The sequence below is a fragment of the Bradyrhizobium sp. CCGB12 genome, assembly GCF_024199845.1.
GTDB lineage: Bacteria > Pseudomonadota > Alphaproteobacteria > Rhizobiales > Xanthobacteraceae > Bradyrhizobium.
The window spans coordinates 1,460,760-1,480,739 of sequence record NZ_JANADO010000001.1; the positions used below are offsets into that span (position 1 = coordinate 1,460,760).

Consider the following 19,980-nt stretch of genomic DNA (forward strand, 5'->3'; position numbering starts at 1 on the left):
ATGGCCGGCAACGAGCAGATGGACCAGGATGCGATTGCCGCCCAATGGGAGGCTTCGCTCGATTCCGAGGATCCCGCGGAGGCCGCGAAGGCCGCCGCCGAGAACGAACTATCCGAGACCATGGCCCTGCAATGGGCGGCCATGGTCGAGGACGGCAGCCGCGATCTCGGCAGCGGCAAGAATTCCGGCGAGCGGGTGCTGTCGCAGGAGGAGATCGACAATCTCCTCGGCTTCACCGTCGGCGACGTCACGCTCGACGACCATTCCGGCATTCGCGCGATCATCGATTCGGCGATGGTCTCCTACGAGCGTCTGCCGATGCTCGAAATCGTCTTCGACCGCCTGGTGCGGCTGCTGACGACCTCCTTGCGCAATTTCACCTCCGACAACGTCGAAGTCTCGCTCGACCGCATCACATCGGTGCGCTTCGGCGACTACATGAACTCGATCCCGCTGCCGGCCGTGCTCTCGGTGTTCAAGGCCGAGGAGTGGGAAAACTTCGGCATGGCGACGGTCGATTCCAACCTGATCTACTCGATGATCGACGTGCTGCTCGGCGGCCGCCGCGGCACCAGCCAGCTGCGCATCGAGGGCCGGCCCTACACCACGATCGAGACCGAGCTGGTCAAGCGGCTGGTCGAGGTGGTGCTGGCCGACGCCGAGCAGGCGTTCCGGCCGCTGTCCCCGGTGACCTTCACGATCGATCGGCTCGAGACCAATCCGCGTTTCGCCGCGATCAGCCGTCCGGCCAACGCCGCGATCCTGGTGCGCCTGCGCATCGACATGGAAGACCGCGGCGGCAACATCGAGCTGCTGCTGCCTTACGCGACCATCGAACCCATCAGGGGCGTCCTGCTCCAGATGTTCATGGGCGAAAAGTTCGGCCGCGACCCGATCTGGGAAGGCCATTTCGCCACCGAGATCGTGCAGGCCGAGATCGCCGTCGACGCCGTGCTCTACGAGGCCGACATTCCGCTCAAGCAGCTGATGCGGCTCAAGGTCGGCGACACGCTGCCGCTCGAGATGCGCGCCGATGCCAACGTGACCGTGCGCTGCGGCGACGTCACGCTGACCGAAGGGCGGATGGGCCGGGTCGGCGACCGCGTCGCGATCCGCGTGACGAAACCCTTGCGCAAGCCAAGTACGACACTTGCGATGTTCGAGAAGGTTGACGAGCAGAACAAGATGATGGAGGCCCCATGAACCACTCCCTGGGAATGGCGATCGAGTCGCTGGTGGCTATCCTGCTGATGCTGACGATCGTCTACTGCGTCATGCTCAACAAGCGGCTGAGGCGACTGAAGGCGGACGAGCATTCGCTCAAGGCTGTGATCGGCGAGCTGATCACCGCGACCGAGATCGCCGAGCGCGCGATCGGCGGGCTGAAGCTCGCCGTGCGCGACGTCAACGAGAACCTCGGCAGCCAGCTGGCGGCGGCGACGCAGATGTCCGACCAGCTCTACAAGCAGCTCGGCGAGGCCGACAACGTGGTGCGGCGCTTGTCCAAGATCGCAATCGCCGCGCGCCCTGTCACGACTTCGGAAATGGTTGCCGCCCCCGCGGCCAAGCCCTCGACCGCGAAGGCGGTGGCGGCTGCGGCCGAAGCCTTCTCCGAGCGCCGAAGGTCCAACGGTCTTGCCGCATGAAGTCAGTGTATGAAGTCCTTTCGTAACATCCGCGTCATTCCGGTGGTCCTGGTGGCCGTCGCAGGTCTCGCTACGTTGAAGGTCGCGGGGCTCGTGATCAATGGCGGCTACGTGTTCGACTACAAGCCGGACCAGACCAAGAAATCCTGGGCGCAAGAGAATCTGAACTTCCCGACCGGACGCGAGGACCCCGATATCACGGGATCGACCCATGGCGCGCCAAAGGAGCCGCCGAAGCCGGCTGCTGTCGAGACCAAGCCCGAAGGCACGGTGGTCAAGATCGACGAGTCCCAGCCGCAGGTCTCCGCCGCCGAGCGCGCGATCCTCGAGCGCCTGCAGGCGCGCCGCCAGGAGATCGAGGCGCGCCAGCGCGAGATCGACATCCGCGAGAGCCTGCTCAAATCGGCCGAGAAGCGCATCGAGAACAAGGTCGAGGAGATGAAGGCGGTGGAAACCCGCATCTCCGCGACGCAGGCCGAGCAGAAGGCCGCCGAAGCCCAGCGCATGAAGGGCCTCGTCACCATGTACGAGGGCATGAAGCCGAAGGACGCCGCGCGGGTGTTCGACCGGCTCGAGATGGGCGTGTTGATCGAGATCGCCTCGGCCATCGCGCCGCGGAAGATGTCGGACATTTTGGGGCTGATGTCGCCGGAGGCCGCCGAGCGGCTGACGGTCGAGATGGCCCGGCGGGCCAATGGCGGCGGGGATCAGTCCGCCTCGGCCGGCGAACTGCCCAAGATCGACGGCAAGCCGACGCAAAAGCCGAATTGAGGGCGCATACTTAAGAAGTCCTTCAAGAGTAAGAGGCAAGTAAGCCTCTGTTTGCGCATGGAAAATCGTGCGGCGTGTCTGCGCACGACCGCGCTGACGCTCCGCGCGGGTGGATGTCGCCACCACGAATCGCAAACGCTGCGCAAGTCAATCTGTTCAAGTCAGCCGTTCCGCAAGGGACTTCATCCATATCGCCCAGTGTTTGGATCCCCAAACACCCGGAAGAAGAACTCTCATACTGTCCTGATAACGCAGCTGACCCGATTTGCGGTCTCTACTTTGGTATCGCGATCGCCGCCCTTGTCCTAGCGCTCAGGTTGCTAAATAATTGCGCGCAATAAGAGGTAGGGGGGAGAATGATCTGTATACATCGGTCACGCGATATGGGGCGGGTCTCTTAAATGGCAACGATTACATCTTTCAAGATCAGCAACTTCAAAGGGGCTGCGAACGTCGAACTTGATTTCACGAACAAGATTTCAACGCCCGTACTTACGATGATCGGATTAAACGAAAGCGGTAAGACTACGATTTTAGAGGCCTTGTCTTATTTCGTAAGTGGCGACAACGCTGTGTCCAGCCTATTTGAAGGTCCCGCGCCATCGGCCGTTGAATCGCTCATTCCAATACATCGCCAAGCAGCATTCACAGGCAAAATCGAGATTTCGGCTGAGGTTAAGATATCGAATGAAGATGTTGCCGAAATTACGAAGCGGCTCGCGACGCACGATTATGAACTCGACATAAAAACTTTCCCACGCAAGCTTTCCGTAACTCAATCGTATTTCTTTAAAGACAGTGTTTCCACGAATCAGAATAATTTCTGGACGTTGGAATTCGAAGCCAAGCAAAAAGGGAAACGAAAAGCGGAGCGCTTTGTCGATAAGCTTCCCGATACAGCGAAGACTCCAAGTGATCCCACACCGTATGATCCTTGGCTCAGAGTAGTTATGCATTTGAAAGAGCGACTTCCAAGGATCGCTTACTTCCCCACTTTTCTAGTTGATTTGCCGAAGCAGATTTACTTGAAAGAATATCCCGATGAAGAACCTGTGAATCGTTACTATCGGCTTGTGTTGCAAGATGTGTTGACTAGCCTCGGTGAGGACCTGTCGCTGGAAACGCATGTGTGCGACCGGATTGAGGCGTTCAGGATTAAAGAAGCCAACTTAAATTGGCTCTCAAGCTTCTTTGGTGGCCCGAGCAAGGTACCAATCGATGCCGTCTTTCAAAAGATCTCGGCGGCCGTCACAAGAGAGGTACTGGGCAGCTGGGAGAATATATTCAATCGTCGAATTGCCGCAAAAAGTATCAGCGTTGAATGGCATATTGACACTGCAAAAGATAATCTACCTTATGCGACCTTCAGTGTTTCAGATGGCGATGCAAAGTACGCGATAGATCAACGTTCGCTCGGATTTCGGTGGTTCTTCTCATTTCTGCTTTTTACGACCTTCAAGCGCAAAGCGAAGAGATCAACGATTTTTATTTTTGACGAGCCGGCCGCAAACTTACACGCGAAAGCTCAATCCGAACTTCTCAAGAGCTTCTCCCGCATCACGGTGGGAGAAAATAGGATAATCTATTCGACACATAGTCACCACATGATCAATCCGCGCTGGTTATCGGGAGCGTACATTGTGGAGAATACTGCGATAGATCACGATGCGGATGATGCGTTCGGTCTGACCACGAGGCCAACCAACATCGTGGCTACCAATTATCGCCAGTTCGTCGCTAGTTACCCTACGAGGACGAGCTACTTCCAGCCTGTGATCGAGCAGCTCGAATTCATCACGCCGGAGCTACTAGGGTCTCCTCCATTTTTGCTCGTTGAAGGCATCTCAGATTATTACGCGCTTCAGTTATTGTTTAGGAATTGGCCGAATAAATCGTTCGCTCTTATGCCAGGGTGCGGGGCGGGAGCTTCGGGACCTCAAATCAGCTCAATGCTGGGTCGTGGCGAACAGTTTGTTATTTTGCTCGACGATGATAGGTCTGGAAGACAGGCGGCAGAAAGATATCGGTCGGAGTGGTTTCTTCCACCGGCTTCTGCTTTTACGCTAGAGGCCGTAAACAGCAAATTTGTTGGCTGCGCCCTAGAGAGCTTATTGTCCTCGAACACAAAAACGACCATCGCTTCCGCGATCGGGAAGGCATCCCCTTCAAAGAAGGAGATCGGTTGGTTTTTGGCTGAGGCGTGTGCCAATCCCAGCTCTGCAGAAATCTTTGATGCTGAAACGACCTCAAACTTTGAAGAGATATTGAATTTCGTTCATAATAGATTTGCGAGTACTTAATCGCAGCAGCGGCACTGCCGAATCAGCGAAAGGCGATGGTTGCTCGCTTAATTGAGAAACATCGCCGGGTGAATCGTGTGGCAAGTGCCGTCAGTACTTCGCCGCCAAGGCCAAATATCCTTCCACATCCTGTTTTCGCAGGTCTCGAAAGTGCTTCAGAGTTAAGAAGTCCTTAATTGGCCAAACCTACAGTCGACGGCACGGGCCGGCGCCAGTGCCGGCATGGACGAACCGGAAGAAATGCCGCCAATGGCGCGAGAGGCTGCCGCTGGATTTGTGTCGCGAGCCCGCGCCCTTGCGCGCGGCTTGTCGCGTCATGTCCGCAAGGCGCCGCTGCTCGCAGCCTGCCTGCTGATTGGCCTTAACACTGCTGCCCATGCCGCCGATGCCGTCAGGGGCGAGGCGAGCTTTTCCGCCGGCGGTGGCTTTGCCCGTCTCGTGATCAAGCTCGGCGAGGACGTTCCCTCCGAGGTGACGACGGCCGGCTCCATTCTCGTCATCCGTTTCGACCGCCCCGTCGACGTTCCCGTCGATCGCGTTCCGGAAGGCGCGCCCGACTACGTCAACTCCGCCCGGCGCGATCCCGATGGCGGCGCCATCCGCCTGTCGCTGGCACGGCGCGTCACCGTCAACACCATGAATGCCGGCGAGCGTACCTTCATCGATCTCCTGCCGGAGGGATGGAAGGGGCCGCCGCCGAGCCTGCCCATGGACGTGGTCAAGGAGCTTGCCGAGCGCGCGCGTGTCGCCGAACGTGCGCTGCGCGCCCAGCGCGCCGCGGCCGAGGCCAAGAAGCGTCCGCAGATTCGCGTGCGCGCCTCGGTGCAGCCAACCTTCGTGCGTTTCGTGTTCGAGATGCCCGACGGCGTCGGCGTCTCCTCCGTGCTCAATGAGCAGAAGCTCACGCTCGCCTTCAACGCCAATCTCAATTTCGATCTGGCGGACGCGGTCGTCGCCGCGCCGCCAAACGTCGCCTCGATCAAGCAGAAGGCCGACGTCGACCAGACCAGTATCGAGATCGCGCTGATCGGCGATTCCGACGTGCACTCCTTCCGCGACGACAAGAACTATGTCGTCGACATCGCGTTCCAGCCGGACAAGGGCAAGGCGGCCGCAACGCCCGAGGCGGCGATCGCGCAGCTCAATCCCACCGGTCACGGATTTGTGCCTACGCCCGCGCCCGCGCTTGAAAAGCCGGCGGCCGAGAAGCCGAAGGACGCTCGTCGCGAGATCGCGCCGCCGACCTCCGAGACGATCGCGCGCGAAGCCAAGGTCGAGGTCAAGCCGGAAGCGCCGGCCGCGATGCCGCCGGTTGAAGCACCGAAGCCGGTGCCGGCTCCCGCGAGTGCGGCTGCGCACGCTATAGAACCACCCAAGGATGCTCCAAAGCCTGCGCCGCCTGTCGCCGAAGTTGCCGAAGCGCCGAAAGAGGTCGCCACCAAGGAGCCTGTCAAGGAAACAGTCAAGGCCGCCCCCGCCGAGGTGCCGGCCGCACCGCAGCCCGCGATTGCCAGCGTCGATGCGCGCCGGGACAGCGACGGCTTGCGCGTGACGTTCCCATTTCAGGTCGCGACCCCTGCGGCGGCGTTCCGCCGCGGCGACACGGTCTGGCTGGTGTTCGATACGCCGAAGCCGATCGACGTCGAGGCAATCCGCGCCAAGGGCGGTGCGATGATCGGCGAGGTCGGTCGCGTGCCGCTCGACAAGGGGCAGGCGGTTCGCATCCGCCTCACGCGTCCTTTGGTCTACTCGCTGACGAGCGAGGAGGTGGGCAAGGAAACCAACTGGCTGCTGACGCTCGCCGACAAGATCCAGGCGACGCCGCTGCCGCTGATGATGTCGCGCAACATTACCGATCCTGCGCTCGCCAACATCGCGATCCCCTTCGCCAATCCGGGCCTTCTGCACAAGCTCACCGATCCCGACGCCGGCGACACGCTCTATGTCGTCACCGCGCAGCGGCCGGTGCGCGGCTTCATCAAGCGGCAGGACCTCGTTGATCTCTCGCTGCTGGAATCGGCGCACGGCATCGCGATCCGGCCGAACTCCGACGAAATCGGCGTCGAGGTCGGCGCCGACAAGGTCATCCTCGGCAAGAAGGGCGGGCTGACGCTGTCGCCGGTCGACATCTCGGCCGAGCGCGCCCCGACCGCGGTGCGGCCGGTCTTCAGCCCCGAAGGCTGGCGCAAGGGCCAGTCGGAAAACTTCATGGCGCGTCAGAGCGATCTGATCGCGGCGATCTCGGCCGTCGAGCCTGCGCTGCGTTCGCTGCCGCGGCTCGACCTCGCGCAGTTCTACATGTCACGCGCCATGTATCACGAGGCCAAGGCCGTGACCGAGTTGATGCTGAGCGATCCCCTCAACAAGGAGGAGAGCGGTGCGCTGATCATGCATGCGATCGCGAGCATCCTGATCGGCCGGCCGGCGCAGGGGCTGAGGGACCTCGCCAATCCCGTGATCGGCAACAGCCATGATTCCCAGCTCTGGAAGGCGCTTGCCTATGCGCGCCAGGGCAAATGGGCCGATGCGCGCGAGAAGTTCAAGAACGTCGAGTTCGCCATCGCCTCGCTGCCGCTCGACATCCAGCGCATCGTGACCATGGACGCGATGCGGGCTGCCCTCGAGGTGAAGGACTATGCCGGCGCCTCCAAGCGCCGCGGCGAGCTCGAAGTGGTCGGCGTCTCGCCCGAGGCTGCGCCCGGCTTCGCCGTGCTGCGCGGCCGCCTCGCCGAGGCGCTCGGCCACGACAAGGATGCGCTCGACGACTATAAATTCGCGGTCGGCTCGAGCGACCGGCCGGCGGCGGCCGAGGCCAAGCAGCTCGAGGTCGCGCTGCGTCAGAAGCGCGATGAGATCGGCAAGGACGAAGCGCTGCGCGAGCTCGAGACGTTGTCGATGACCTGGCGCGGCGACTCGATCGAGGTCAAGACGCTCCAGATGCTGTCGCGGCTCTATGCCGAGAACGGACGCTACCGGGACGCGCTCACGGCGGCGCGCACCGCGACGAAACTCCAGCCGAACGCGGAAGCCTCGCGCCAGGCGCAGGATCTCGCCTCCGATCTGTTCACGCAGATCTTCCTGGGGCCGAAGGGTGACGAGCTGCCGCCGGTCGAGGCGCTCGGATTGTTCTACGAGTTCCGCGAGCTGACACCGATCGGCCGCCGCGGCGACGAGCTGATCCGCCGTCTCGCCGACCGTCTCGCCTCGATCGACCTGCTCGACCAGGCCGCCGAACTCCTGCAATACCAGGTCGATCATCGCCTCGAAGGCGCCGCCCGTGCCCAGGTCGCCGCGCGCCTTGCCATGATCTATCTCGCCAACCGCAAGCCCGACATGGCGATCACCGCGCTGCGCGCCAGCCGCATCAGCGATCTCTCCGGCGAGCTCAGGCAGCAGCGCCTGCTGCTGGAAGCGCGAGCGCAGAGCGACGTCGGCCGTCACGACCTCGCGCTCGACATCGTCTCCAATGTCTCCGGGCGCGAAGTGCTCCGCCTGCGCTCCGACATCTTCTGGGCGGCGCGGCGCTGGCGCGAATCCTCCGAGCAGATCGAGCTCTACTACGGCGAGCGCTTCCGCGACTTCAAGCCGCTCAACGCGGTCGAGAAGAGCGACATCATCCGCGCGGCCGTCGGCTACGCGCTCGCCGATGACTCGATCGGCCTGTCACGCTTCCGCGAGAAATACGCGCCGCTGATGAGCGAGAGCGCCGATCGTCTCGCCTTCGACATCGCAAGCAAGCCGGCGGCGGCCTCCAGCGCCGAATTCGCCGAGATCGCCAAGCTGGCTGCCAGCGTCGATACGCTCGACGGCTTCCTGCGCGAGATGAAGCAGCGTTTCCCCGACGCCACCGCCCGCGCGCCGGCCACCCCGCAGGCCAGGGACGAGTCCGACCACACCGGCTCGCTGCCCACGATCCCGGTCGTGCGTCATATCAAGATGACGCGGTAGGGCTGGGGTACCACGCAAAGCGCGGCTCGTGACGGCTCCACATCCCGCCGGCGGCAGTCTGGATGGCTTCGTCGCAAGAGCTCCTCGCAATGACGGGAAGGGGCCCGGAGGCCCTATGGAGAGAGAGATCGCAGGTTGCGGCGGCGATTTGCGCGAGCTGTCGCGGCATCCTCCGTCATTGCGAGCGTAGCGAAGCAATCCAGAATCTTTCCGCTGAAGCAGCCTGGATTGCTTCGTCGCAAGTGCTCCTCGCAATGACGGGGAGGGGGCTGGAGGCCCTATGGAGAGATCGCAGGTTGCGGCGGGAATTTGCGTGAGGTGTAACCGCATTCTCCGTCATTGCGAGCGCAGCGAAGCAATCCAGAATCTTTCCGCGGAAGCAGTCTGGATTGCTTCGTCGCAAGGGCTCCTCGCAATGACGGGGAGGGAGTTGCTTGGTCCCATGCCGGCGCCTTGTGCGCTGCTGGTGTACGGAGAGGTCGTCACGTCACCCTCCGTCATTGCGAGCGCAGCGAAGCAATCCAGAATCTTTCCGCGGCGGTAGTCTGGATTGCTTCGTCGCAAGGGCTCCTCGCAATGACGGGGAGGGGCCGGAGGCCATCGTTGAAAGCGGAGGGATGCGTCGCTGACGTTGCCCTATGCTCATCACCCCCCGTAACTCTGCACCAAACTCCCTGCCACCAGCGACCAGCCGTCGACCAGCACGAAGAAGATCAGCTTGAACGGCAGCGAGATCGTTGCCGGGGGCAGCATCATCATGCCCATCGACATCAGCACCGAGGCGACGACGAGGTCGATGATCAGGAAGGGGAGAAACAACAGAAAGCCGATCTCGAAGGCGCGCTTCAGCTCGGAGATCATGAAGGCGGGGACGAGGATGCGCAAGGCGAGCTCGTCGGGCGTGGCCGGCGGCGGCTCGCCGGAGAGATCCAGGAACAGCTTGAGATCCTTCTCGCGCACGTTCTTCTGCATGAAGCCGCGCAAGGGCACGGAGGCGCGCTGGAGTGCGTCCTCGACGCCGATCTGGTTGGCGACGAGGGGGCGGATGCCCTCGTCGTAGGATTTTTGCAGGACCGGCCCCATCACGAAGAAGGTGAGGAACATCGCGAGCGCAATGATCACCGAGTTCGGCGGAGCGGTCGCCGTGCCCATCGCGGTGCGCAGCAGCGACAGCACGACCACGATGCGCGTGAACGACGTCATCATGATCAGGATCGACGGCGCGATCGACAGCACCGTGAGCAGGGCGATGAGCTGGATCGCGCGCTCGGTGACGCCGCCGCCACCCGCGCCCCCGCCGAGATTGATGCTGATGTCCTGCGCATGCGCGAGGCTCGCGAGCGAAGCCGCGCCGATCAGGACAGAAAGGAAAAGAACTCTACGCGGGAGGGCCGGCAACCTCACGAAGACGGCTTCGGACGGCCGAGCAGGGAGGCCATCTCGTCTTCGAGATTTTCAAAGCTGGTCTTTTCAGCAGCCGGCTTTGCGGGCGGGGTGGGTGGTGCCGGCGGCTCGCTGCGTGCCGCGCGCGGGGGCGCGGCCGGCGGCTCCGGCGCAACCGGAGGCGCGACCGTTTCGCCAGCCGGGCGTCGCAGCGCGGCTTCGAGCCGCTGGGCCATTTCGGCGAGATTTTGCTCGGCGCTGGAGGGTACCGCAGGAGCGGGGGCCAGCGGCGGAACGGGCGGGGCCTGCGGCACGGGCGGAGGAGGCGGCGCGGCCGCGCGCTCGGCGCGCACCGGCGGCATCTTCGGCGGCTCGCTCTGGCGCGGCGGACGCGGCGCCAGTGGCGGTTCGCCGCGGGCGATGCGCGGCGGCAGCGGCTCGGGGCGTGGTTCGCGGTCGGGCCGCGGCGCGATCGGCTCGGGCGTAAAGCCGGCCAAGGGATCGCTGCGGCGTTCGGCCAGCGCGGGAGCGGGCCGGCGCACCTCGTCGGCGAAGGACGGGCGCGCAGGCCGCGGCGGCGGCTCGGGCATTTGCGGCTCGGGGTGATCGAGCAGCTCCGGTCGCGGCGCTTCGTCGGCCCAGCCGCCGGCATCGGGCATGGGGGCGAGGCGCGGCGGTTCGGCGGCGTTGGGACGCTGCGGGAGCTGGTCACGGCCGGACGCGGCGCGAACGATATTGGGCTCGACCACGATGTCGGTGGGGCCGCCGATCATCAGGAGATGCTCGACATTGTCACGCCGAACCAGCACCAGGCGGCGCCGGCCGTCGACGGCGGCGGCATCGATCACGGCGAGCCGGGGCATCCTGCCGCGCTGGGTGTTGGCGCCCAGCCGGCTGCTGGCGAATCGGCGAACCAGCCATGCAGCGACGCCGATCAACGCCAGAACGACGATGAACGCGACGATGAAGGTGATAGGGCTGCCTTGCATACTTGTCCCCGACAAATGGCGCTTTTCTCGTGCCCATGGTTAGACGCGCCAACCACCGGCGGACGATGCCCCAAAACTGCGATCTCTTAACGTCCCACGGCAAGTTTTGCCGTCCCCAACTCTTAATAACCCATGAATCGCTCGATCCAAAATGACTTCTTGCCCTGTGCAAGCGCCGCCAAACGGTTGGGTTAATGCGGCTTTTGGATGCGTAGAATCACGGGGGGCACGCAATTCGGGTCCCGTCCGGGAACATGTGCCTGTGACATCTTAACCACCCGTTAACCATACACGCGGCAAATTCTGCCTAGCTTCGGACCCTCAAGGTCCGCAAGAGGCGGAAGGAGCCGCAACGATGTCCATCAACGACCTCCCGGTGCTGTCGGCGCTTCGGACCAAGATGCAGTGGCACCAGGAACGCCAGCGCGTCCTGTCCGAGAACGTCTCCAACTCCGATACCCCCAAATTCCGGCCGCGCGACCTGGTCGAGCCGAAGCTCGACGAATCAGGTGCGGTCACGGGCTCGATGGGTCCCCTGGCACTCACCCGCACCAGCGGTTCCCACATGACGCCATCCGGCGCGGCCTCCGCATTCGACCAGAACAAGAATGCGGGCTTTGAGACCCGCCCTGCGGGAAACGCAGTCAATCTCGAAGAGGAGATGATGAAGGCCGCCAGCAACCAGATGGACTACGCGGCGGCGACCTCGCTCTATTCGAAGAGCCTGCATCTGCTCAAGACCGCGATCGGCAAGGGCTAGAGCATGATCCGGGAACAGAAGAACTAGAGGAGGCGAATCATGGCCAATGACAGCAGCGACTTTGCCCGCTCGATGGCGATCGCGACCTCCGGCCTGCGCGCGCAGGCCGGCCGCATGCGGGTGATCTCGGAGAACATCGCGAACGCGGATTCGACCTCGCAAACTGCCGGCGGCGATCCCTACCGGCGCAAGGTGCCGACCTTTTCGTCCGCCCTCGACCGCACGCTCGACGCGCAGGTCGTCACTCTCGGCAGGATCAAGCCCGACCAGTCCAATTTCCGCGTCAGATACGAGCCGAACAATCCGTCCGCGGATGCGAGCGGCAACGTCAAATATCCCAACGTGAACTCGGTGGTCGAGATGACCGACATGCGGGACGCGCAGCGGTCTTACGAGGCCAACCTCAACATCATCAGTGCGACGCGCCGGATGATCCAGCGCACGCTCGACATCCTCAAGAGCTGAACAGGACATTTGAGCCATGGCATCACCGACAATCGCCGCCAATGCTTACGCCAATCTCGCCCGCGTGCTGGAGAACAGCGGCGCCGGCAAGGGCAGCGAGCCCAGCGGGCAATCCTTCGCTTCGCTGCTCAAAGACGCGGTCGGCAGCGTTATGGAGTCCGGCCGCAAGTCCGACGCGCAGACGGTGGCGATGGCCGCCGGCAAGGCCAACGTGATGGACGTGGTGACGGCGGTCGCCGACACCGACGTTGCGGTGTCCACGCTGGTCTCGGTCCGCGACCGCGTGATCGCAGCCTATGAAGACATCATGAAGATGCCGATCTGATCTTTCGGCCTCCGCCGTCATTGCGAGCGAAGCGAAGCAATCCAGAGTCTTTCCGCGGCGGCAGCCTGGATTGCTTCGCTTCGCTCGCAATGACGAGGGGACAGGTCTTCGCATCGCTTTGAAGGCGGTGAGGAGGCAAGAAATCAATAGAGGAATCCTGCAATGACCGGACCCGAAACCCTCGACGTCGCGCGCGATGCGATCTGGACCATCGTGATCGTGTCGTCGCCGCTGATGGTGGTCGGTCTCGTGGTTGGCGTCATCGTGTCGCTGTTCCAGGCGCTGACGCAGATCCAGGAGCAGACGCTGATCTACGTGCCGAAGATCCTAGCCATCTTTGCGACGATGCTATTGGCGCTGCCGTTCATGGCCGACTCGCTCCACGCCTACATGCTGCGGATCTCGTCGCGAATCATCGGCGGCTGAGGCAAGATGCGTCGTGCGGTGGATTTGACATTCGCCACGGTATTCCCGCGAACTGCGATCGCGAATGTCAAATCCAACAGCCGCACGACTGCTGATTTTTGCGAATGCCCCTTTGGCTCCAACATTCGCAGAAGTGCCTGCCGCGATGCTGTGCGAATGTTGGAGCCGGGGCATTCGACTATGCGCATCGACGTCTCGCTGCTGCCGGCGCTGGCCGCTTCCTTCATGCTCGCCTTCGCCCGGGTCGGCGCGATGGTGATGCTGCTCCCAGGGCTGGGCGAGACCAACATCCCGACGCGGATCAAACTGTCGATCGCGCTGCTGCTCACGCTGATCATCCTGCCGCTGCATCGCAATGCCTATCACGTCGACATGGGCTCGCTCGCGCCGCTCCTGGTCCTGATGCTGCATGAGATCGCGATCGGCATCGTGCTTGGCGCGACCGCCCGTGTGACGCTCTCGGCCCTGCAAGTCGCCGGCTCGGTGATCGCCCAGCAGATGGGGCTTGGCTTCGTCACCTCGGTCGATCCGACGCAGGGGCAGCAGGGCGTGCTGGTCGGCAACTTCCTGACCATACTGGGCGTGACGTTGTTGTTTGCCACCGACAGCCACCATCTGGTGATCGCGGCGCTGAACGACAGCTACACGATCTTCTCGCCGGGCGAGACCGTCTCGAGCGGCGACGTCGCCTCGCTGGCAACACGGGCCTTCGCCGCCGCGTTCCGCCTGGGCTTGCAGCTCTCCGGACCGTTCCTGGTGTTCGGCCTCGTCTTCAACATCGGGTTGGGCGTGCTGGCGCGGCTGATGCCGCAGATGCAGGTCTATTTCGTCGGCGTGCCGCTGTCGATCTTCGCGGGCTTTCTGGTGCTCGCCGTGGTGCTCAGCGCGATGATGGGCACCTATCTCGATTACTTCATCGGTGTCATGCACCAGATGCTGCCGCTCAAATAACGGGAGCGACTATGGCGGAAGACAACGATCCCGAAAGTCAAACAGAAGACCCGACGCAAAAGCGGCTCGACGATGCGCTCGAGCGCGGCGACGTCGCCAAGAGCCAGGAAATCAACACCTGGTTCATGATGGCGGGCGGCACCCTCGTGGTGTCGACCTTCTCGGGATCGGTCGGCGGCGGGCTGCTGACGCCGCTGCGCAACCTGCTCGCCAATTCCTGGATGATCAAGACCGACGGCAAGGCTCTGCTCGCGTTGATGCAGCAGATCGAGTTCGCGGTGCTTGCGGCCATCGGCGTGCCCCTGTTTATGCTGATGCTGGCAGCCATCGCCGGTAACATGCTCCAGCACCGGCTGGTGTGGTCGGCCGAATCCCTCAAACCCAAGTTCAACAAGATCTCGCCCGGCGCCGGCTTCAAGCGCATCTTCGGCAAGCAGGCCGCGGCCAATTTTCTCAAGGGCATCGGCAAGCTGGTCCTGCTCGGCGCTGTCATGACCATGATCCTGTGGCCGGAGCGGCATCGCATGGAGGCGATGGTCAGGCTCGATCCGGCCGCCATGCTCGGCGCCACCACCAGCATGACCATCCATCTGCTCGGTGCGGTGGTCGCGGCGCTCGCGATCGTCGCCATCGCCGACTATTTCTTCCAGTACCGAAGCTGGTTCCAGCGGCAGAAGATGTCGCTCCAGGAGATCAAGGAAGAGTTCAAGCAGTCCGAAGGCGACCCGCACATCAAGGGCAAGATCAGGCAGTTGCGGCAGCAGCGCGCCAAGAAGCGCATGATGGCGGCGGTTCCCAAGGCCTCCGTGATCATCACCAACCCGACCCACTATTCGGTGGCGCTGTCCTACGAGCGCGGCATGTCGGCGCCGATCTGCGTCGCCAAGGGCGTCGACAATCTCGCCTTCAAGATCCGGGAGATCGCGCGCGAGCACGACATTCCGATCGTCGAGAACGTGCCGCTGGCCCGCGCGCTCTACGCCACCGTCGACATCGACCAGGAAATCCCGACCGAGCACTACCATGCGGTCGCCGAGGTGATCGGCTACGTCATGCGGCTGAAGCGCGGATTCGGCGCCGGGCGGGGATAAAATGCCCGAAAAGCACCGGAAATGGCCGTAATCTGGGAATCAGCGTACGTTTCGCGCTTGCTGCCCTTGCACCTTTGGGTCCGATTCAGGCAGGGAGGACCCCACGCGCCCCGTAGCGCGTTGATTCTCTGCCGACAGGCTGCGCAGCTTGAGATGACTGCTGAGACCGACCACGACCTCACACGCGAGCCCGTTGCGGCGCACGAGCCGTCGCCGCGCTCGGGCAGCATCGCGCTGGTGCTGCTGGTGGCCGCCGGCCTCGTCGCGGTCGCCGTTGGACTGATGACGCTCGGGCGCGTTCAGGCGCAGCCCTATATCCTCGGCATCCTCGCTGTGCTGGCGATGGTTGGCCTGTTCAACCTGTTCGCCTTCGCCGCCGGCATCATCCGCTTCGCCGACCGCAATCTCGATGATCCCATCATCGGCCGCATCTCCGATCACGCGTTCGACGGGGTCGCGGTCACCGATGCCCGCGGCCATGTGGTCTATTCCAACGCGGCCTATCTGACGCTGACGGGTGCCACCGGCCCCCAGGACGTGCGCCCCGTCGAGCGCGTCTTCATCGGCAACCCCGACGTCTCCGAAGCGGTGTTCCGCCTGCTCAAAGCCGCCCGCGAAGGCAAGCGGCAGCAGGAGGAGGTGCGCATCTCCGGTCATGACGGCAACCAGGGCCGCTGGCTGCGCATGCGGGTGCGCCCGCTCGGCACGGGCAAGCGCGAGGGGAAATACGCGGTGTGGTCGATCGCCGACATCACCCGCGACCGGGAGCGCCAGGAGGACGTGTTCCAGGAGCTCCAGCACGCGATCGAATATCTCGATCACGCGCCTTGCGGCTTCTTCTCGGTCAATCCAGCCGGCGAGCTCGCTTATGTCAACGCGACGCTGGCGAACTGGCTCGACTACGACCTCGCCGAGATCGGCTCGGGCGGCCTCAAGCTCACCGACATCGTCTCCGGCGACGGCGCCTCGCTGCTGACCTCGATCGTGGCGGTGCCGGGTGAGGTGAAGACGGAAGTCTTCGACATCGACCTGCGCATGCGCAACGGCAGAACCATGCCGGTGCGGTTGTACCACAAGCTCGCCTTCGGCGCCGACGGCGCGCCGGGGCCGTCGCGTACGCTCGTCATCAGCCGCGCCCGCGACGAGCGCAGCGATCCCGACCGTGCCGCCGAAGTGCGCTTCATGCGCTTCTTCGACCATACGCCGATGGCGATCGCGACCGTCGATCGCGGCGGCAATGTGGTGCGCGCGAACGCGCGCTACGCCAAGCTCGGACAGGCCCTTGGGCTCGACAGCGCCTCCAAGTCGATCTTCCGCGCGGTCAATTCGCGCGATCGGCACCTCCTGATCGCGGCCATCAACCAGGCTGCCGAAGGCCAGGCCGACATCGCCCCCGTCGAGGTCGCGCTCGAAGGCGCCAAGGAACGCTGGGGCCAGTTCTTCGTCACGCCGGTCGACGCCGCCGAGAACGAGGCGGAAGCCGCCATCGTGCACATGCTCGAGACCACCGAGCGGCGCGCGCTGGAGAACCAGATCAACCAGTCGCAGAAGATGGAGACGGTCGGGCAGCTCGCCGGCGGCATCGCCCACGACTTCAACAACGTGCTCTCCGCCATCATGATGGCGAACGACTTCCTGCTGAACGCGCACAAGCCGACCGATCCGTCGTTCCAGGACATCATGCAGATCAAGCAGAACGCGACGCGCGCCGCCACGCTGGTGCGGCAGTTGCTGGCGTTCTCGCGGCGGCAGACGCTGCGGCCGCAGGTGCTCGATCTCGGCGACGCGCTCTCCGACCTCACCATGCTGCTGCGCCGACTGATCGGCGAGAAGGTCAAGCTCGACCTCGTCCACGGCCGCGATCTCTGGCCGGTGAAGGTCGACGTCTCCCAGTTCGAGCAGGTGATCGTCAATCTCGCGGTGAACGCGCGCGACGCCATGCCGGATGGCGGCAAGTTGATCATCCGCACCGCCAACGTCACCAGCGACGATGCGGGCAAGCTCGCCTACAAGGGCATGCCGGCCGCGGACTATGTACGGATCGAGGTCGCCGACACCGGCACCGGCATTCCCGCCGACATCCGCGACAAGATCTTCGAGCCGTTCTTCTCGACCAAGGAAGTCGGCAAGGGCACCGGGCTCGGGCTTTCCACCGTCTACGGCATCGTCAAGCAGACCGGCGGCTTCATCTACGTCGATTCCGAACCGGGGCAGGGCACCTCGTTCCATATCTTCCTGCCGCGCCATCATGCCGAGCCGGAGGTGGAGCAGCCCGCGGCTGTGGTCAGCGCGGCCAACGGTGCCGCGAAGGACGCCGCACCGGCGGCGGAGGCCAAGCCACGCACCGATCTCACGGGCCAAGGCACCATCCTTCTCGTCGAGGACGAAGAGGGTCTGCGCGCCCTCAACGCGCGCGGCCTGCGCTCGCGCGGCTACACCGTGGTGGAGGCGGAGAACGGCGTCGAGGCCATGGAGGTGCTGGAGGAGCAGAGCGGCGCGATCGATCTCGTCGTCTCCGACGTCGTGATGCCGGAGATGGACGGCCCGACGCTGCTGAAGGCGATGCGGGAGAAGAACCCGGACATCAAGTTCATCTTCGTCTCCGGCTACGCCGAGGATGCGTTCGAGAAGAGCCTGCCCGAGGGACAGCAGTTCGACTTCCTGCCAAAACCGTTCACGCTCAGCCAGCTCGTGGCGGCCGTGAAGGAAACGATGACGAAGCAGGGGTGAACTGCCCTAACGCCGTCAGTACGAGCGCAGCGACTTGTCCGCCGAAGCCTTGGCGAAGGCGGAAGCAATCCAGTCCGTCACCGCGGAGCGATTCTGGATTGCTTCGTCGCAAGAGCTCCTCGCAATGACGGTGGTGAGAGGCTGCGCTTCCAAATGATGAGGGAAAAAGCGGAAATCCCTCGCCAAAACCACCGGTTCCGGGCGACCCACGGTTCCCGGCCCGCCCGGCCAAACCCCCGCCAAATATGGGCTTTTGCCACATCCCCGCGACTGAGGGCCGCAGTCACAAGTTCCGAAACCGGCTTCACTTTTCGGGAAGTCTGCCCATCTTAAGCGCACGTCCCCATGCCGGGGATTTGGGAAACGCACATGACTTTCTCGCAACGCTCCCGCAGTCTCTTCAAGATGGTTGCCGTCGTGCTGGCGCTTGCGCTGCCGACTGCGCTGACGATCTCGTCCGCGGACGCCCGCGCCGGCGGCGGCTTCTCGTCGGGTTCGCGCGGCTCGCGCACCTATTCGGCGCCGCCGTCGACCACGACTGCGCCGGGCTCGACCTCGCAATTCAACCGCACGTACACTCAGCCGGGCGCAGGCATGAATTCGGCTGCGACCGCGCCGGCGCGTGGCGGCCTGTTCGGCCGCGGCGGCGGCTTCCTGGGCGGCCTGGCGGCCGGCTTCCTCGGTGCAGGCCTGCTCGGCATGCTGTTCGGCGGCGGCCTGTTCGGCGGCCTCGGCGGCTTGTCCTCGATCCTCGGCCTGATCATCCAGATCGCGCTCGTGGTGCTCGTGGTGCGGCTGGCGATGTCCTGGTGGCAGCGCCGCCACACGCCGCAGGCGGCCTATGCCAATGCCAGCGCTGATGCGGGCGCCGGTCCGGGACCGCAGCCGAACCCGAACTATCGCAGCGGTCTTGGTGGCTTCGGCTTCGGCGCCAACAATGCGCCGCTCGAGATCAAGCCGGACGACTATGAGGCGTTCGAGCGCCTGCTCGGCGAAGTCCAGACCGCCTGGACGAACGAGGACGTGGCCAAGCTGCACACGCTCGCGACGCCGGAGATGGTCTCCTATTTCGAGCAGGACCTCGCCCAGAACCGCGGGCGCAACGTCATCAACAAGGTGACCAACGTCAAGCTGTTGCAGGGCGACCTCGCGGAAGCCTGGCGCGAAGGCGAGACGGACTACGCCACGGTGGCGCTGCGCTTCGCGCTCACCGACAAGACGGTCGACCGCAACACCGGCGCAGTCGTTGCCGGCAGCGAGCAACCGGGCGAGGCGACCGAGATCTGGACGTTCGCCCGCCGGCCGGGCACCGGCTGGGAATTGTCGGCGATCCAGCAGACCAACTGATCGCTTGCGATATGAGAAACCAAGGCGTCGTGCTCCCGCACGGCGCCTTTTTCTTTTGGGCGTCCCGCATCGCCGCATCGGAATAAGCGCTTGCGCGTCGGGTTGAAATGAGGCGGTCAACGACAAGCACAACGGGAGGACAGCATATGATCCGCATCGAGAGATCCGTGACGATTTCAGGCCTCGCGCTCGCAGTAACCTTGCTGGCGACGCCATCGGCGCGCGCGCAGTCGGCCGACATGACATTCTTCGTGACCTCCAACGGGCCGGGCAAGGGCGCCGATCTTGGCGGCCTCGAGGGGGCCGACGCGCAATGCCAGAAGCTTGCACAGGCCGGCGGTGCCGGCACCAAGACCTGGCGCGCCTATCTCTCGACGCAGGCTGCCGACGGCAAGCCGGCAGTCAACGCGCGCGACCGCATCGGCAAGGGACCGTGGCAGAACGCCAAGGGCACGGTCGTTGCCAAGGACGTGGCTGACCTGCACGGACCCGCCAACAATCTCACCAAGCAGACCGCGCTCAGCGAGAAGGGTGAGGGGATCACTGGTGCTGGCGACCAGCCGAACCGGCATGACATCCTCACGGGATCGCAACCAGACGGCACCGCGTTTGCCGGATCGGACGATCGCACCTGCAAGAACTGGACGTCGAGCACGCAAGGCGCTGCGATGGTCGGCCATTTCGATCGCCGGGGCCTGCGCGATGACGAGCCATCAAAGTCCTGGAACAGCTCTCACCCCTCGCGCGGCCCGGAAGGTGGCTGCTCGCAGGCCGATCTGAAGAGCACCGGCGGCGACGGTCTGCTCTATTGTTTTGCGGCGAATTGAGGCGCTGAGTTCTCTCCGCCG

At 63.8% G+C, this 19,980-nt stretch carries 16 protein-coding genes; 14 read left to right on the forward strand and 2 right to left on the reverse strand.

The genetic code is table 11. The annotated features are described in order from the left end of the window. The 5 genes from fliM (at window position 1) to NLM27_RS06755 (ending at window position 8,665) form a co-directional block, all read left to right on the forward strand. Window positions 1-1,203 carry a flagellar motor switch protein FliM gene (gene fliM / locus NLM27_RS06735; protein ID WP_254142606.1) on the forward strand — a complete coding sequence of 401 codons (1,203 nt, stop codon included), beginning with the start codon at window positions 1-3 and terminating at the stop codon, window positions 1,201-1,203. Beyond that, a complete protein-coding gene (locus tag NLM27_RS06740; protein WP_254142607.1) occupies window positions 1,200-1,646 on the forward strand; it encodes a DUF6468 domain-containing protein in 447 nt (148 codons plus the stop codon). The genes fliM and NLM27_RS06740 overlap by 4 nt, the downstream gene beginning before the upstream one ends. Window positions 1,647-1,655: 9 nt before the next feature. Continuing rightward, on the forward strand, window positions 1,656-2,417 hold the full coding sequence (locus NLM27_RS06745) for a MotE family protein (protein WP_254142608.1): 762 nt from the start codon (window positions 1,656-1,658) through the stop codon (window positions 2,415-2,417). Window positions 2,418-2,818: 401 nt separating this feature from the next. After that, window positions 2,819-4,717 (forward strand): AAA family ATPase, encoded by a 1,899-nt coding sequence (locus tag NLM27_RS06750; RefSeq protein ID WP_254142609.1) that lies wholly within the window; start codon window positions 2,819-2,821, stop codon window positions 4,715-4,717. Between the two features lie 249 nt (window positions 4,718-4,966). After that, on the forward strand, window positions 4,967-8,665 hold the full coding sequence (locus NLM27_RS06755) for a tetratricopeptide repeat protein (RefSeq protein WP_254148767.1): 3,699 nt from the start codon (window positions 4,967-4,969) through the stop codon (window positions 8,663-8,665). 645 nt (window positions 8,666-9,310) lie between these two features. On the opposite strand, the gene fliP is transcribed toward NLM27_RS06755, so the two are convergent. Then, window positions 9,311-10,069, reverse strand: coding sequence for a flagellar type III secretion system pore protein FliP (gene fliP / locus NLM27_RS06760; protein WP_254142610.1), 759 nt, complete (start codon window positions 10,067-10,069; stop codon window positions 9,311-9,313). Further along, on the reverse strand, window positions 10,066-11,037 hold the full coding sequence (locus NLM27_RS06765) for a flagellar biosynthetic protein FliO (RefSeq protein WP_254142611.1): 972 nt from the start codon (window positions 11,035-11,037) through the stop codon (window positions 10,066-10,068). Before NLM27_RS06765 ends, fliP begins: the two co-directional genes overlap by 4 nt. A 355-nt stretch (window positions 11,038-11,392) precedes the next feature. Here NLM27_RS06765 and flgB point away from each other — a divergent pair, with 355 nt between their 5' ends. The 9 genes from flgB to NLM27_RS06810 all read left to right on the forward strand — a co-directional run bounded on the left by flgB (window position 11,393) and on the right by NLM27_RS06810 (window position 19,959). Beyond that, on the forward strand, window positions 11,393-11,797 hold the full coding sequence (flgB, locus tag NLM27_RS06770) for a flagellar basal body rod protein FlgB (RefSeq protein WP_254142612.1): 405 nt from the start codon (window positions 11,393-11,395) through the stop codon (window positions 11,795-11,797). A 39-nt stretch (window positions 11,798-11,836) separates the two neighbouring features. Continuing rightward, window positions 11,837-12,262: a flagellar basal body rod protein FlgC gene (flgC, locus tag NLM27_RS06775; protein WP_254142613.1), complete on the forward strand. Its 426-nt coding sequence runs from the start codon at window positions 11,837-11,839 to the stop codon at window positions 12,260-12,262. A gap of 16 nt (window positions 12,263-12,278) precedes the next feature. After that, window positions 12,279-12,587 carry a flagellar hook-basal body complex protein FliE gene (gene fliE / locus NLM27_RS06780; protein ID WP_122402438.1) on the forward strand — a complete coding sequence of 103 codons (309 nt, stop codon included), beginning with the start codon at window positions 12,279-12,281 and terminating at the stop codon, window positions 12,585-12,587. A 162-nt stretch (window positions 12,588-12,749) separates the two neighbouring features. Beyond that, complete coding sequence (gene fliQ / locus NLM27_RS06785; RefSeq protein ID WP_254142614.1) at window positions 12,750-13,013, forward strand: flagellar biosynthesis protein FliQ; 264 nt, start codon at window positions 12,750-12,752, stop codon at window positions 13,011-13,013. A gap of 180 nt (window positions 13,014-13,193) precedes the next feature. Further along, complete coding sequence (gene fliR, locus NLM27_RS06790; RefSeq protein WP_254142615.1) at window positions 13,194-13,964, forward strand: flagellar biosynthetic protein FliR; 771 nt, start codon at window positions 13,194-13,196, stop codon at window positions 13,962-13,964. Window positions 13,965-13,975: 11 nt separating this feature from the next. Further along, window positions 13,976-15,055, forward strand: coding sequence for a flagellar biosynthesis protein FlhB (gene flhB / locus NLM27_RS06795; protein ID WP_254142616.1), 1,080 nt, complete (start codon window positions 13,976-13,978; stop codon window positions 15,053-15,055). A gap of 153 nt (window positions 15,056-15,208) precedes the next feature. Further along, window positions 15,209-17,785 carry a cell cycle histidine kinase CckA gene (gene cckA / locus NLM27_RS06800; protein ID WP_254142617.1) on the forward strand — a complete coding sequence of 859 codons (2,577 nt, stop codon included), beginning with the start codon at window positions 15,209-15,211 and terminating at the stop codon, window positions 17,783-17,785. Between the two features lie 345 nt (window positions 17,786-18,130). Continuing rightward, window positions 18,131-19,132 (forward strand): Tim44 domain-containing protein, encoded by a 1,002-nt coding sequence (locus NLM27_RS06805; RefSeq protein ID WP_254142618.1) that lies wholly within the window; start codon window positions 18,131-18,133, stop codon window positions 19,130-19,132. 146 nt (window positions 19,133-19,278) lie between these two features. Next, on the forward strand, window positions 19,279-19,959 hold the full coding sequence (locus NLM27_RS06810; RefSeq protein ID WP_254142619.1) for a lectin: 681 nt from the start codon (window positions 19,279-19,281) through the stop codon (window positions 19,957-19,959). Window positions 19,960-19,980: the final 21 nt, after the last annotated feature.